Below are 14011 nucleotides of genomic sequence, written 5' to 3'. Positions count from 1 at the left end.
AACCGGTTGCATGACAGGATCGATTCAGACCGAGATGGAAACTCTCCTCACCAACGCCTTTTCCCCCAACCACTTGCAGGTCGTGAACGACAGTGCGCGGCATCACGGCCATGCGGGCGACGATGGCAGCGGCGAATCCCACTTCTCTATCGTGATCGAAAGCGACGCGTTCACTGGCAAGGGCCGCCTCGACCGGCAACGCATGATCAATGCCGCGCTGGGAGATATTCCCGGCCAGCGGGTCCATGCACTGGCGATCCGCGCGCTCGCCCCGGATGAGGTGGAATAGCCCCCCGATAGTCCTTCCAGAACAGCGAGATATCCATGAACCCATCCGCACAGACCGCATGGATTACCGGCGCATCGAGCGGGATCGGCGCCGCCCTCGCCCGCGAATGGGCGGCACGCGGCGGGCACGTGGTCCTTTCGGGCAGAGATGAGGCGCGATTACAGGCGGTTGCGGCCGATATCGCAACCGACACGCTGATCCTGCCGTTCGATGTGCGTGACGAAGCGGCGCTGGCCGGTGCGGCATCCAAGGCATTGAACTGGAAAGGCAGTATCGACTTCGCGGTCGCCAACGCGGGCATATCGCAACGCTCGGCGGCGCTCGAAACCGACATGAAGGTGAACCGCGAGATTATCGAAGTCGATCTGATCGCCCAGATCGCCTTCGCGCAGAGCCTGATCGGGCCGATGAGCGCGCACGGATCGGGGCGTCTGGCCTTCGTCTCCTCCATCGCCGGGAAAGTCGGTGTGCCGATGCGAACCGCCTATTGCGCGGCCAAGTTCGGGCTGGCCGGATATGCCGATGCCCTGCGCGCCGAACTGTCGCAGAGCGGGGTGGAAGTGCACACGATCTACCCCGGATCGATCCGCACCGATGTCAGCCGCAACGCCCTGACCGCCGACGGTTCGGTGCGCGGCAAAAGCGACAAGGCCATCGAGGAAGGCATTCCGCCCGAAGATGCCGCAAAGACGATACTAGACGCCATCGCCTTGAGCCAACGCGAAATCATCGTCGCACGCGGCATGGAAGAGGCGATGGGCGAGTTGCGCCGCACGCCCGACCAGTTGCTCGATCAGGTCGCGAACATGGTCGCACAGGGATATATGGAGCGGCTTAAAGGAGAGGATTGATGGAAATGCAGCGCGTTACGCTTGCCAACGGGATAGAACTCGATGTCGTCGATACCGGTCCACGAGATGCGCCTGTGTTGCTGTTCCTGCACGGCTTTCCCGAAAACCATCGCACCTGGCGCCACCAGATCGCGCACTTTTCCGACCGTTTCCGCTGCATCGCCCCCGATCAGCGCGGATATCGCGGATCGTCGAAGCCGCAGGATGTCGCATCGTACACCGCGGACAAACTGATCGGCGACATCTTCCTGCTGGCCGATGCGCTGGGCGTGGATACGTTCACGATTGTCGGCCACGACTGGGGCGGCGCCATCGCCTGGGGCATCGCGCTGACCGGGCAGGCCAGTGGCCGCGTCACCCGCGCTGTGATCGCCAATGCGCCGCATCCGATGACATTCCAGAAGCTGCTCTATACCAACCCCGCCCAGCGTGAGGCGAGCCAGTATATGCGCGGCTTCAAGGATACCGCGAACGATGCGCTGGTGCGGGAACATGGGCTGGCGGCACTACTGCTACAGGAAATCAAGTGGGACCGCGCCGACGTGATGGAGCCGGAGGAGCGCGAGGCTCTGTTTGCCGACTGGCAGGATCGTGACGCGGCGTTCGGTATGCTCAACTGGTATCGCGCCAGCTCGGTCGACGTTCCACCAATGGATGCGCCATTCGCTATTCCCGAAGGGTGGAGCCCGCCGCCCCTGCCGCCGCTGACGATTCCGACGCTGGTTATCTGGGCGATGGACGACCTCGCTCTGCCGCCGGAAAACCTCGATGGGCTGGACGAAATCGTCACCGACATGACAGTGGTCGAAGTGCGCGATTGCGGTCACTTTATCCCTTGGGAAGCGCCTGTGGCCGTGAACACAGCGATGGATGCATTTCTGGCGCGAACCGCCTGACGCGGCGCTGTCGGCGCCCCTTGGCTCAATGCGGTGGGGGGTTACCCTTCCCACCTGATCCATGCGCCGTGCGGGTGCGCCTCTGCCAGCAGGGCACCTTCCGCTCCGCCCGGCCAATAGCGGACTCGCAGTTCATGGCGATGGGTGTCGCGATTAGCCTCCACCGCGATCCACGCCAGCGCCCTGTCGTCACGCGCCCGTTTGCCTGCCGCCTCCATAGCCGCAGTCACCCGCGCCTGTTCGTCTTTGGGAACATATTGCCAGACAATCGAGTGCATCAGAACGCGGGTGGCCCCCTCCTCTTGCGGCCTGGCGAGTTCTGCCTCGACGAAATCGGCAGCGTTCATTTTCACGATATCAGGAGCGCGATCCCTGGCGGCGGCAATCGCCGCCTCGATCCTGTCAAAACGGACCGTATGTTCCGGCCAGATATAGGCTTTCAAGCGTAATGCCTGTTGCGGATCGGTCAGATCGACCGGAGCGACATCGCATCCTTTCAGCGAGAGGATTTCGACATCCGAATGCGGCGGGGCGTCACCCTGCCATTCGGGCGCGAAGTGCATCACCGACGGACGTGAGCCGAAACGTGTTCCGCCCAGATCGTAGGAATACCGGTCCATCATCAGGTTGATGCCCGCGCTGGACCCAATTTCGCGGCATTCGAAACGCGGTGGCAATCCTCTGTCCGCAAGCCACAACATCGCGGCCGCAAAATTGCTCGACCGTCCGGCTTCGTTGGTCTGTGGCGGCCCGGCCAGCCACGCCATCAGCGGCGCCTCGTGTGCGCGGATGGTATCGGCAATCAGGGCCACGTCGTCCGCCGATGGCCGCTGGTAAATCGCGCGCAATTCGGGCTGCTGTCCTGAAAGATAGAGCGCGTGGATACCACCTGCGACCCGCAATGGCAGCGCATCGGCCAGAGGTGGCCCCTGCCATTTGCGAATACGGTCGAGCAAAGCACCCGACGCATCGCTCTCCAGCAATTTCGCCACTGCCCCCACGACACGGGCAGTGATCGGGGCACCGGCATGTTCGCAATAGGCCACCTGATTGGCGAAAGCCGTGGCGACCGCATCCGGCCCGACCATATCGATGTCGGTGAACTGATACTTTCGCTTGTCACCCTGATCGGCCATAGAAGTTGCCCTTTTCCTGCCCGCGCCCTAAGTGCGCCGCGCCATGACCAAACCGCTCACCTTCGCCGTACCCAAGGGCCGCATCCTTGACGAAGCGCTGCCGCTGATGGCGCGCGCGGGCGTCGTGCCCGAAGCCGGCTTTCACGACAAGGCCAACCGTTCGCTTTCGTTTGCGTGCGAAGATCCCGGCCTGCGCGTGATCCGGGTGCGCGCATTCGATGTTGCCACGTTCGTGGCGCATGGCGCCGCGCAAGTAGGCATCGTCGGCGCGGATGTCATCGAAGAGTTCGATTATTCGGACCTCTACGCGCCGGTCGATCTCGATATCGGATATTGCCGCCTGTCGGTTGCGGAACCGGCCAGCGGAGTCGATCCGATTGATGGCGCCACACACGTGCGCGTCGCGACGAAGTACCCCAACCTTACCCGCCGCCATTTCGAAGCGCGCGGCGTACAGGCCGAATGCGTCAAACTGAACGGTGCGATGGAAATTGCCCCCGAACTGGGGCTGGCCGGGCGGATCGTCGATCTGGTGTCCAGCGGACAGACGCTGAAGGACAATGGGTTGGTCGAAGTATCGACCATCATGGAAATCACCGCGCGGCTGATCGTCAACCGCGCGGCGTTGAAGACCGATCCGCGTGTCGCCGCACTGGTCGAACAATTCCGCGAGATTGCCGGATGAAGCGCCTCAGGATCACCGATCCCGATTTCGACAAGGCATTTCGCCGTATTGTCGAAGATCGCCGGGAAAGCGCCAGTGGCGTGGCCAGCGACGTGGCGGATATTCTCGCACGGGTGAAGGCGAAGGGCGACGTTGCGCTGGCTGAATACACGCAGCGGTTCGACGATCACCAGTTGACCGACGACACCGACTGGCAGATCGCCCCGGAAACCTGCAAAGCCGCCTACGATGCGCTGGAGCCGGAGCTGCGCGATGCGCTCGATCTCGCGGCGGAACGCATTCGCGCCTATCACCTCGCGCAAATCCCGGAGAACCGCGACGAGGTCGATCCGGCAGGGGTGCGTCTGGGCGCACTCTGGCGACCTGTCGATGCCGCCGGGCTCTACGTACCGGGCGGGCGGGCCTCCTACCCCTCGTCGCTGCTGATGAACGCCATTCCGGCAAAGGTGGCCGGGGTGGAACGGCTTGCCGTGGTCACTCCCACGCCCAAGGGGCAGACCAACGCATTGGTGCTGGCCGCCGCGCATATCGCTGGCGTGGACGAAATCTGGCGGGTCGGCGGCGCACAGGCCATCGCCGCGCTCGCCTATGGCACCGACCGGATTGCTCGCGTCGATGTCGTGACCGGCCCCGGCAATGCATGGGTCGCGGAGGCCAAGCGCCAGCTTTACGGCGTCGTCGGGATCGACATGGTCGCAGGGCCGAGCGAAATCCTGGTGATCGCCGATGGGCAGAACGATCCCGACTGGATCGCCGCCGACCTGCTGAGCCAGGCCGAGCACGATCCCGATGCGCAATCGATCCTGATTACCGACGATCCGCTATTCGCGGAACAGGTGGAAGACCGCATCGATGTGCAGTGCGCCATGTTGTCCACCCGTAAAGTCGCCCGGCAGAGCTGGGACGATCACGGAGTGATGATAGTGGTCGACCACCTCGATCAGGCAATCCCCCTCGCCAATGCGCTGGCCGCCGAACATGTCGAGCTGGCAATGACGGAACCGGAACCGTTCCTCGATGCGATCCGCCACGCAGGCAGCGTGTTTATCGGGCGGATGGCGCCGGAAGCGATTGGCGACTATGTAGCCGGGCCGAACCACGTATTGCCCACCGGGCGGCGCGCACGTTTTGCCAGCGGGCTGTCGGTGCTCGATTTCATGAAGCGGACAAGCTTTATCCAGCTCGACCCTGCATCGTTTCAGCGGATCGGCCCTGCCGCCGCCGCACTGGCCCATGCTGAGGGGCTTCCGGCCCACGCACAATCGATCGAAGTGAGACTGAAGTGAACACTCCCAAGCGCAGTCAGGCCCGTTCTTCCGCTCGCCTCGCGGCGGTGCAGGCGCTGTACCAGCACCAGATGGAAGGCACCGCCACCATCCGCCTGCTCGACGAATTCCATCAGCACCGCCTTGGCGCAACAATCGACGATGACGAATTCGACGATGCGACGTATGCCGGTGCGGAAACTGCGTTTTTCGACGACATCGTGCGCGGCGTTATCGCGCGGCGGGACGAGATCGACGATCTGATTTCCTCAAAACTGGCCAGCGGATGGACAGTTGCCCGGCTCGACAAAACGATGCTGCAAATCCTGCGCTGTGGGACATATGAATTGCTGGCGCGGGCCGATGTCCCGGTCGCCAGCGCGATCAGCGAATATGTCGATGTGGCCAAAGCATTCTTCGACGACCGGGAGGCGAAATTCGTCAACGGTGTGCTCGACGCAGTGGGGAAAGAGGCGCGGCGCTGATTGGTTTTGCGCGAGCGGACGGTCAGCTCCCGACACATCGAAAGCTTGATCCTCGGCTACGCATCGCGGAATGTCGGCGGTTAGAACCATGACCGAAGCCGATTTCATCTCCACCCTGCGCCATCTCGCCACCGCGCCCGCCGCGCGCGGGCTGGCGGACGATTGCGCGGTGCTGGATATCGGCAACGAAACGCTGGTGCTCACGTACGATATGCTGGCCGAAGGGGTGCACTACCTCCCCGATCAGGACATGGCCGATGTCGCTTGGAAACTGGTGGCGACTAACCTGTCCGACCTCGCCGCCAAAGGGGCAAGTCCGGTTGGTGTGTTGCTCGGCTTCATGCTGGGCGACAACGACGACCGCTTCGCCAGCGGCCTGGCCGAAGTACTGGCGACTTACGATGTGCCTTTGCTGGGTGGAGACACAGTCTCTGCGCCCGGTGCGCCCCGCGTGTTCGGACTGACGGCGCTGGGCACGGCTACCCACTGCCCGCCCCCGTCGCGCGCTGGCGCTCAACCCGGAGATGCCGTGTGGATCACTGGGCCGGTGGGTGGTGCGATGATGGGGCTGGAGGCATTGCGCGCCAGCAACGGCGCTGGCACCGACAGCACCGCCTATCGCCGCCCGACCCCGCTGTTGGCGGAGGGGCAGGCATTGGCCCCACTGGTAACCGCGATGATGGATGTCTCCGACGGATTATTGCTCGACGCCAGTCGGATCGGCACCGCCAGCGGGGTGACACTGGCAATCGACAGCAAAGCCGTGCCGATCGCCGCACCGGAAGATCGCCGTGCCGACGCATTGCGCTGGGGCGATGATTACCAGTTGCTGTTCACGATGCCTACCGAGCTGACACCGCCTGTCTCCGCTGTTCGCATTGGTACGGTGGAGCGCGATCAGGGTGACGGCCCGCTCTTGATAGACGGCAGGGTGCCCGCAGCGGATCGCCCGCTGGGATATCGGCACCAGCACTTACCTCCACGACACGACGCCCCGCAGGGATAAGGGCTTGCGCGCCTTTGGTGCTGCCTTATACCTTCGTGTTGCCGTAAAGGTAATAAACCTGCGGCGGGCAACATCCATTATGGAGGGGGACGTCCGTGAACTTAGTTCTGATCTCAATAATCCTAGGGTTGCTGGCTGTAGTGTACGGCTTCGTGACCAGTCGTCAGGTACTCGGCAAAAGTGCCGGTAATGAGAAAATGCAGGAAATCGCCGGCGCTATTCAGGAAGGCGCGCAAGCTTACCTGAAACGGCAATATACCACCATCGGCATCGTCGGTGTGGTCGTGGCCGTTGTGGTCGCGGTATTCCTGGGAACGATCAGCGCGACAGGTTTCGTGCTGGGCGCAATCCTTTCGGGGGTTGCCGGATTTATCGGCATGAACATCTCCGTCCGGTCCAATGTCCGCACTGCGGCGGCGGCACAGACCGGGTTGCAACAAGGGCTTACACTGGCGTTCCGCGCCGGGGCGATCACCGGGATGCTGGTGGCCGGGCTCGCGCTGCTGGCTATCGCAGTGTTTTTCTATGTGCTGGTCGGCCCGATGGGCATGCAGGCCAACGACCGGGCCGTGATCGAAGCGCTGACCGCGCTGGCATTCGGCGCATCGCTGATTTCGATCTTCGCCCGTCTCGGCGGTGGTATCTTCACTAAGGCGGCTGACGTCGGCGCCGATCTGGTCGGCAAAGTGGAAGCGGGCATTCCCGAAGACGATCCGCGCAACCCGGCCGTGATTGCCGACAACGTGGGCGATAACGTCGGTGACTGCGCTGGCATGGCAGCCGACCTGTTCGAAACCTATGTCGTCACAGTCGGGGCAACGATGGTACTAACCGCGCTGTTGCTGACTGGCCTTGGCACGATGCTACTGCCGATGATGTCGCTGCCTCTGCTGATTGGCGGGGTTTGCATTGTCACTTCAATCATCGGGACATATGCGGTTCGCCTGGGCGGCGGCACCAATATCATGGGTGCCATGTACAAGGGCTTCCTGCTGACCGCAGTACTCTCTGTCCCCGCCATCTATCTGGCGATGACGATGGCGCTGGGCGATATGAATGCGATGATTGGCGGCGAAGCCGTCAGCGAAGCGGGTTATGCCATCCAGAATGGCGTGATCACGGAAGTGCAGGAAACCGCCAGCATCGGCGGATTCACCGGGATGGATCTGTTCTGGTGTGCGATGCTCGGCCTCGTCATCACCGGGCTGATTATCTGGATCACCGAATACTACACCGGGACCAATTATCGCCCCGTGCGCTCGATCGCCAAATCGAGCGAGACGGGCCACGGCACCAATGTGATTCAGGGTCTGGCGATCAGCATGGAAGCGACTGCGCTGCCGACGCTGGTGATCGTGGCGGGCATCATTATCGCTTACCAGCTCGCCGGGCTGATCGGGATTGCGTACGGCGCAACCGCGATGCTGGCGCTGGCGGGAATGGTCGTGGCGCTCGACGCCTATGGCCCTGTCACCGACAACGCAGGCGGCATTGCCGAAATGGCCGGTCTCGACGATTCCGTGCGGGAGAAGACCGACGCCCTTGATGCAGTGGGCAACACCACCAAAGCGGTGACCAAAGGCTATGCCATCGGTTCCGCCGGGCTGGCGGCGCTGGTGCTGTTCGCGGCCTATACCACCGATCTCAAGGAGTTCTTCCCCGGCATGAATGTCGATTTCAGCCTGGAGAACCCTTACGTGATCGTGGGCCTGCTGCTCGGCGCGCTGCTGCCATACCTGTTCGGTTCGATGGGTATGACCGCCGTGGGACGCGCTGCGGGCGACGTGGTGAAAGACGTGCGCGAACAGTTCGCCGCCGATCCGGGGATCATGGCGGGCACGAGCCGCCCCAATTATGCCCGCACGGTGGATCTCGTCACCAAAGCCGCGATCAAGGAAATGATCGTGCCTTCGCTGTTGCCGGTACTGGCGCCGATCGTGGTCTATTTCGTGATCGCTGCGATTGGGGGTCAGGCCAATGGCTTCGCCGCCCTGGGCGCTTTGCTGCTGGGTGTGATCGTCGGTGGCTTGTTTGTCGCCCTGTCGATGACCGCCGGTGGCGGTGCGTGGGATAACGCCAAGAAGTACATCGAAGACGGCCATCACGGCGGCAAGGGGTCCGACGCGCACCACGCTGCGGTGACCGGTGACACCGTGGGCGATCCTTACAAGGACACGGCAGGCCCGGCGGTGAACCCGATGATCAAGATCACCAACATCGTCGCGTTGCTGCTGCTGGCGGCGCTGGCTGGCGGCCACATGGCAGGCTGATAAAACCTTCCCATTTCGGGACACCGTACCCCGCCCGGCGCAAGTCGGGCGGGGTTTTTGTTGTACGTTAAATTTTCCGCAGCCTTCTCCGGGTATTGGCAAGGCACAGCGCATGAAGGCGCAATGGGTGAAGGTTAACGTATCGACGTGGAGCAGCCGCTCGCAATCATAGCAGAGATCAGCCCCGCTGATTTGCACTTCACCGTGCAACCGTGGCGCACGCGTGGGATCGATGCGGCGTGGGATGCGCTGGCCCAGTGCGCGGTCGAACCCAACCCGTTTGCCGAACGCTGGTTCATGCAGGCCAGCCTCGACGCCTTCGATCAGGCTGGCGAAGTGCAACTCGCCACGCTCGAACATGATGGCGCACTGGTGGGGATCGTCCCGCTGGCCCGGTTGAATCGCTATGCCGAATATCCTTTCCCCCACATTACCGGCTGGGTACATCACAACGCCTTTTGCGGCGCGCCACTGGTCGCCACCGGATACGAGCATGCATTCTGGCGCGAACTGCTGATCTGGTGCGACAGCCACGCTGGCGCACGTTTGTTTCTGCACCTGTCCCACTTGCCCAAAGATGGGCCGCTGTTTTCCGCTTTGCGTGAAGTCACCGCGTCGCAGCACCGCGCCTCGGCTATCGTCCATCGCGAAGAGCGCGCCCTGCTCGCTTCCGATCTGGCCCCGGACGCCTATTTCGAAGCGTCGATGAGCAGCAAGAAGCGCAAGGAACTGCGCCGTCAGGCCAAGCGATTGAGCGAAGAAGGGGCGCTGCGTTTCGAACGGGTGACCGACGCCACAGCGCTCTCCGAATGGATTGGCCGGTTTCTCGCTCTGGAACAGACAGGGTGGAAAGGGGCCGAAGGCTCCGCGCTGGCTTGCGCGAGCGACACCCGGCAATTCTTTCGCGACGCGCTGATCGCCGCTGCTGTTGCGGGCAGGCTGGAACGTCTGGCGCTCTATCTCGACGAACGGCCGATTGCGATGCTGGCCAATTTCATCACCCCGCCCGGCGCATACAGCTTCAAGACCACATTCGACGAAGACTGCGCGCGCTATTCGCCGGGTGTGCTGCTTCAGCGCGAGAACCTCGACATACTGGCAAACGATGCGGTTGCATGGTGCGACAGTTGTGCAGCGGCGGATCATCCCATGATCGAGCGCATCTGGCGCGAGAAACGCCCGATTGTGCGGGTATCGATAGCAATCGGCGGGCAAGTCCGCCGCACCCTGTGCAAAGCCATCTTGCGCGCCGAGACAGGCGCATTTCCCAAAGGACTGTAAGCGATGGATGCTGTTACTGGATTTACCGATAGCGACCGGGCCGTGTTCGGGGCAGAGACGCGCGCGCAATTCGCTGCTGCCTATCCCGAAACACCGGTAAAGCTGCGCCACAACCTCGAACATCATCCGCTGCTGACGCTGGAGGCACTGGCCGGGCTGGCGGGTAAACTGCCCGACGATCAGATCGAGTATAACCGCGGCGACCTGCCGATCGGTCTGGACGGCAAGCCCGCGCCCACAGGCCTGTCGATTGAAGAGACCATCCTCCACGTTGCCACCAGCAACAGCTGGGCAGTGCTCAAGAACATTCAGCAGGTGCCGGAATACGAAGCGCTTCTGCTCTCGCTATTGGGCGAGCTGAAACCTGTGATCGAAGAGAAGACCGGCGCGATGCTGCGCCCGCAAGGGTTCATCTTCATTTCCAGCCCCAGTGCCGTGACGCCCTATCACTTTGACCCCGAACACAATATCCTGCTGCAACTCACCGGCAGCAAGACGATGATGCAATTTCCGGCGGGCGACAATCGGTTCGCCCCCGATACCACTCACGAAACCTACCACTCCGGTGGCCCGCGCGAACTGACCTGGGTCGACGAGCTGGCAGCCGGGGCGATGGAATTTCCCCTTGCCCCCGGCGAAGCGGTGATGGTGCCGGTGATGGCGCCGCACTACGTCAAGGTCGGACCGGAAAGCTCGATCTCTCTGTCGATCACCTGGCGCAGCGACTGGAGCTTTGCCGAAGCGGACGCCCGTTGCTGGAACGGAGTGCTTCGCAAAGCTGGCCTCAACCCGCAGGCTCCGGGCCGCTGGCCGCATTCCAACAAGGCGAAGGCCACCGCGTTTCGCATCTGGCGGCGGCTTGGCCTTGGCAGCTAGCTTCGCTGCGGTTGGTTGACGTATGCGTAAGCCTGTCGCAAGGCAGAACGCATGATTGACCGACCGACCGACGAACAGCTTGTTTCGGGGCTTATCGCCCTGCTCGATCCCGCCCCGCAAGGGCCGGACCGATTCGAAGGGCCGCGCAATCCCGGCGGGGTCGGCCGGGTGTTTGGCGGGCAAGTGATTGCACAGGCGCTGGTCGCTGCCGAACGGACTGTCAGCGAAGATCGCGCGGCCCATTCGCTGCACGCCTATTTCCTGCGGGGCGGCAGTGAAGACCACCCGATCACTCTCGACATCGAACGCGATTTCGATGGCGGCAGCTTCTCCAATCGCCGCGTCGTGGCACTGCAGCCGGGCAGAGACGGGAGTCCCAGCCCTATCCTGAACCTGACCGCCAGTTTCCAGCGTGAACAGCCGGGGCCGGAACATCAGGAGGCCGTTGCCCCCGATGTGCCCGATCCCGACGATCTGGAGCCGGACGATGTCCTGCGCGCCCGCTATGCCGAGAAGCTGGAAGGCCCCGCCCGCGCGTTCTTCCTGCGCCCCCGGCCGATCGAGATTCGCGCCACCGCTCCGGCCCACTGGACCAGTCGCGAACCACAGAAACCCACGCAGGCCAGCTGGTTTCGCGCCCGCACCCGGTTGCCCGACGATCCCCGGATGCACCGTGCGGTGCTGGCCTATCTATCGGACATGCAACTGCTGGGCACATCGCTGCTGCCCCACGGCATTTCGTGGCTGCGCGGCGAAGTGAAGAGCGCCAGCCTCGACCATGCGCTGTGGTTTCACGCCCCGTTCCGCGCCGACGAATGGCTGCTCTACGTCACCGACAGTCCGTGGAGCGGCGGCAGCCGCGGCTTCAACCGGGGGCAGATCTTCCAGAACGGTCGACTGATCGCCAGCGTCGCGCAGGAAGGGATGATCCGCCGGGTAGATCCCAAAGCGACATAATCCACAGGTATATCTGGTAGCTTTCTAACTCCTTCTTAACCACCGCAGCGCCATTCTCTCGTCGATGTTCGAGGAGTTTCGCCCGTTGCCCATTTCTGCCCGCTTCGCCCCTGCCCCCAACGATGACCGTCGCATTTCGACGCGCCATACGCTGCAGCTTGGCGTGAACGGACACGCAGACGGCAGCGATCCGCATGCGGCGCGAGTGCTCAACATTTCGAACACCGGAATGTTGGTCGAATGCCCGCTCGCTCTGACGCAAGGCGATGTCTTCACAGTCGATCTCCCGCAATCCGGCGAATGCGAAGCCGAAGTGGTTTGGGCCGATGCCCCGCTGTTCGGCTGCCGTTTCCACAGCGAACTGAGCGATGGTGCACTGGCCGCTGCCCGGCTGGCAGGAAAGGCAGAAACGCGCACTATCGAACCATCGCCCGGCACCCCTGCCGATATGGAGGATTTCGGGGAGCGCCTGCACCGCCTGCGGAGCGAACGCGGCCTGTCGCTGTCCGATGTGGCCGACCGACTGGGCGTGAGCAAGCCAACGGTCTGGGCATGGGAACACGGCAAATCGCGCCCGATCGAACGCCGCCTTGCCAGTCTGGCCGAGGTATTGGGCGTGACACCCGCCGGCCTGCAACCTGCCCCGCCCAGCCAGGACGAGATCGTTGCACGCCACCGCCGCCGCATTGCGGACATGTACGGCGTGGAGGCGGAACGGGTCCGCATCATGATCGACCTGTAACCGGCGCAGTCAGCAGCGATCATCGCGCTCCAGCCCGCGCAAACAGACCCACGCCCGCAAATTTCCCTTGCCTCGACCCAGCCTGTTCGGACAAGACCGGGATGGTTAACGAAACGCAAATTATTGTGGATATTCATTAGGTTAATCACAGCCTAACGCCACACTAACCCGCTTTTCGCTGATCCCGACAGTGGGCATAGCCCCACCGCCGGGCGCGTTAGCTGCAAAGCGCGCGAATGGGACAAACGGACCAGAGGGGCGACCGATTCGCGTTCTTTGGCCAGGCGAACAGGGGCACGGTTTCGCATGTGGGGTGATTTCTCGCCGGGTGAATGCACGGCACTTTATCGACTGGTGGCAGGCAGCGCGCGCGATCTCGTGCTCAAGCTCGACCGGCGCGGACGGGTGGTGCATGCATCGCCCGCCAGCGCACGGCTGGGCCTCGCATTCGCAGGCGATCCGGTCGGTCGGCATTTGCTCGAACTGTTGCATCCGTCGTGCGCCCATACGGTGATGGAAGCCCATCGCGCAGTGCAGGCGGGCGAGATCGAAGACAGCGGCTGGATCGAAGTGCTGGCGCAAGTGCAGAACGGCGATCGGCAATGGTTCGAACTCAAGCTCGGCCCCTTGCCGTGCGACGGCGGCACAGTCGGCCTGCTGCGTTCGATCGACGATCGCCGCGCATTGGAAGACCAGTTGTTCACCGCAGCGATGACCGATCCGCTGACCCATCTCAGCAATCGCGACGCGTTCGTGCGGATGCTGCACCACCTGATCGATGCCGGGGCGCATGGCCATGTGGCGCTGTTCGATCTGGATCACTTGCGGACCCTCAACTTGCGTCACGGCCACAGTGGAGGTGACCGCGTGCTGGTCGCCTTCGCTCACCTGATGCAGAAACTGCTGGGGCCAGACGACATTCTCAGCCGCATTGCAGGCGGCACGTTCGGTGTGCTGCTGACCGAAACCGCCGAAACCGAAGCGGCCAGCGCGTGCTACCGGATTCTGGAAGCGCTTGATGCGGCATCGCCCACTGGCCACAGCCACCTGCACCTGACCGCAAGTGCCGGGCTCGCTCCGTTCGGCAGCAGCCCCGACGCCACCTTGCGCGCCGCCGAACTGGCACTGGTCAATGCCAAGGCGCGGGGTCGCAACCGTCTCGAACGGGCCGAAGCTCACCACCAGCGGTGGGGCATGGCAGTGGGCTGGTAAGGTCACAAATCGATGGACCGCATCTCGCAGTTTTGAAAGGTGTGACTTTCCTCCGGTGAG

General features: G+C 63.1%; 14 protein-coding genes. 13 read left to right on the top strand and 1 reads right to left on the bottom strand.

Annotated elements, in window-relative coordinates:
* Positions 1-10 precede the first annotated feature (10 nt).
* Genes D6858_RS05880 through D6858_RS05870 form a run of 3 tightly spaced genes read left to right on the top strand, consistent with a single transcriptional unit; the run spans position 11 to position 2036 of the window.
* Entirely contained in the window at positions 11-289 is a 279-nt protein-coding gene (locus tag D6858_RS05880) for a BolA family protein (protein ID WP_120108301.1), read from the top strand.
* 35 nt (positions 290-324) lie between these two features.
* A complete protein-coding gene (locus D6858_RS05875) occupies positions 325-1140 on the top strand; it encodes an SDR family NAD(P)-dependent oxidoreductase (RefSeq protein ID WP_120108215.1) in 816 nt (271 codons plus the stop codon).
* Positions 1140-2036, top strand: coding sequence for an alpha/beta fold hydrolase (locus tag D6858_RS05870; protein WP_120108213.1), 897 nt, complete (start codon positions 1140-1142; stop codon positions 2034-2036). The genes D6858_RS05875 and D6858_RS05870 overlap by 1 nt, the downstream gene beginning before the upstream one ends.
* 41 nt (positions 2037-2077) lie before the next feature.
* Here the strand turns inward: D6858_RS05870 and D6858_RS05865 are convergent, their stop codons facing one another.
* Positions 2078-3172, bottom strand: coding sequence for a DUF2332 domain-containing protein (locus D6858_RS05865; RefSeq protein WP_120108210.1), 1095 nt, complete (start codon positions 3170-3172; stop codon positions 2078-2080).
* Between the two features lie 43 nt (positions 3173-3215).
* On the opposite strand from D6858_RS05865, the gene hisG reads away from it, so the two are divergent.
* The 10 genes from hisG to D6858_RS05815 all read left to right on the top strand — a co-directional run bounded on the left by hisG (position 3216) and on the right by D6858_RS05815 (position 13951).
* The gene (gene hisG, locus D6858_RS05860) at positions 3216-3857 is read left to right on the top strand and encodes an ATP phosphoribosyltransferase (protein ID WP_120108208.1); all 642 of its coding nucleotides are present in this window, start codon (positions 3216-3218) and stop codon (positions 3855-3857) included.
* On the top strand, positions 3854-5143 hold the full coding sequence (hisD, locus tag D6858_RS05855; protein WP_120108205.1) for a histidinol dehydrogenase: 1290 nt from the start codon (positions 3854-3856) through the stop codon (positions 5141-5143). Before hisG ends, hisD begins: the two co-directional genes overlap by 4 nt.
* The gene (gene nusB / locus D6858_RS05850) at positions 5140-5607 is read left to right on the top strand and encodes a transcription antitermination factor NusB (RefSeq protein ID WP_120108203.1); all 468 of its coding nucleotides are present in this window, start codon (positions 5140-5142) and stop codon (positions 5605-5607) included. Before hisD ends, nusB begins: the two co-directional genes overlap by 4 nt.
* Positions 5608-5695: 88 nt before the next feature.
* Positions 5696-6613, top strand: coding sequence for a thiamine-phosphate kinase (gene thiL, locus D6858_RS05845; RefSeq protein ID WP_120108200.1), 918 nt, complete (start codon positions 5696-5698; stop codon positions 6611-6613).
* 95 nt (positions 6614-6708) lie between these two features.
* A complete protein-coding gene (locus D6858_RS05840; RefSeq protein ID WP_120108198.1) occupies positions 6709-8883 on the top strand; it encodes a sodium-translocating pyrophosphatase in 2175 nt (724 codons plus the stop codon).
* 204 nt (positions 8884-9087) lie between these two features.
* Positions 9088-10164 (top strand): GNAT family N-acetyltransferase, encoded by a 1077-nt coding sequence (locus D6858_RS05835; RefSeq protein WP_240623718.1) that lies wholly within the window; start codon positions 9088-9090, stop codon positions 10162-10164.
* A gap of 3 nt (positions 10165-10167) precedes the next feature.
* Positions 10168-11040, top strand: a complete 873-nt coding sequence (locus D6858_RS05830; RefSeq protein ID WP_120108194.1) for a cupin domain-containing protein — start codon at positions 10168-10170, stop codon at positions 11038-11040.
* Positions 11041-11091: 51 nt separating this feature from the next.
* Positions 11092-11997, top strand: a complete 906-nt coding sequence (locus D6858_RS05825; protein ID WP_120108191.1) for an acyl-CoA thioesterase — start codon at positions 11092-11094, stop codon at positions 11995-11997.
* Positions 11998-12082: 85 nt separating this feature from the next.
* Positions 12083-12739, top strand: coding sequence for a helix-turn-helix domain-containing protein (locus D6858_RS05820; RefSeq protein ID WP_165859647.1), 657 nt, complete (start codon positions 12083-12085; stop codon positions 12737-12739).
* 306 nt (positions 12740-13045) lie between these two features.
* Complete coding sequence (locus D6858_RS05815; protein WP_120108185.1) at positions 13046-13951, top strand: GGDEF domain-containing protein; 906 nt, start codon at positions 13046-13048, stop codon at positions 13949-13951.
* Positions 13952-14011: the final 60 nt, after the last annotated feature.

It is taken from the genome of Tsuneonella suprasediminis, assembly GCF_003605755.1.
Taxonomy (GTDB): domain Bacteria; phylum Pseudomonadota; class Alphaproteobacteria; order Sphingomonadales; family Sphingomonadaceae; genus Tsuneonella; species Tsuneonella suprasediminis.
Note: the sequence above shows the minus strand (reverse complement) of the source record. Positions and strands in the feature narration are given on the sequence as shown.

Excerpts from the sequence above, each read along its gene's own strand:
- D6858_RS05870 (WP_120108213.1), top strand. The coding sequence starts at position 1,140 with ATGGAAATGCAGCGCGTTACGCTTGCCAACGGGATAGAACTCGATGTC.
- D6858_RS05880 (WP_120108301.1), top strand. The coding sequence starts at position 11 with ATGACAGGATCGATTCAGACCGAGATGGAAACTCTCCTCACCAACGCC.
- hisG (WP_120108208.1), top strand. The coding sequence starts at position 3,216 with ATGACCAAACCGCTCACCTTCGCCGTACCCAAGGGCCGCATCCTTGAC.
- D6858_RS05865 (WP_120108210.1), bottom strand. The coding sequence starts at position 3,172 with ATGGCCGATCAGGGTGACAAGCGAAAGTATCAGTTCACCGACATCGAT.
- D6858_RS05875 (WP_120108215.1), top strand. The coding sequence starts at position 325 with ATGAACCCATCCGCACAGACCGCATGGATTACCGGCGCATCGAGCGGG.
- D6858_RS05830 (WP_120108194.1), top strand. The coding sequence starts at position 10,168 with ATGGATGCTGTTACTGGATTTACCGATAGCGACCGGGCCGTGTTCGGG.
- D6858_RS05825 (WP_120108191.1), top strand. The coding sequence starts at position 11,092 with ATGATTGACCGACCGACCGACGAACAGCTTGTTTCGGGGCTTATCGCC.
- D6858_RS05815 (WP_120108185.1), top strand. The coding sequence starts at position 13,046 with ATGTGGGGTGATTTCTCGCCGGGTGAATGCACGGCACTTTATCGACTG.
- hisD (WP_120108205.1), top strand. The coding sequence starts at position 3,854 with ATGAAGCGCCTCAGGATCACCGATCCCGATTTCGACAAGGCATTTCGC.
- thiL (WP_120108200.1), top strand. The coding sequence starts at position 5,696 with ATGACCGAAGCCGATTTCATCTCCACCCTGCGCCATCTCGCCACCGCG.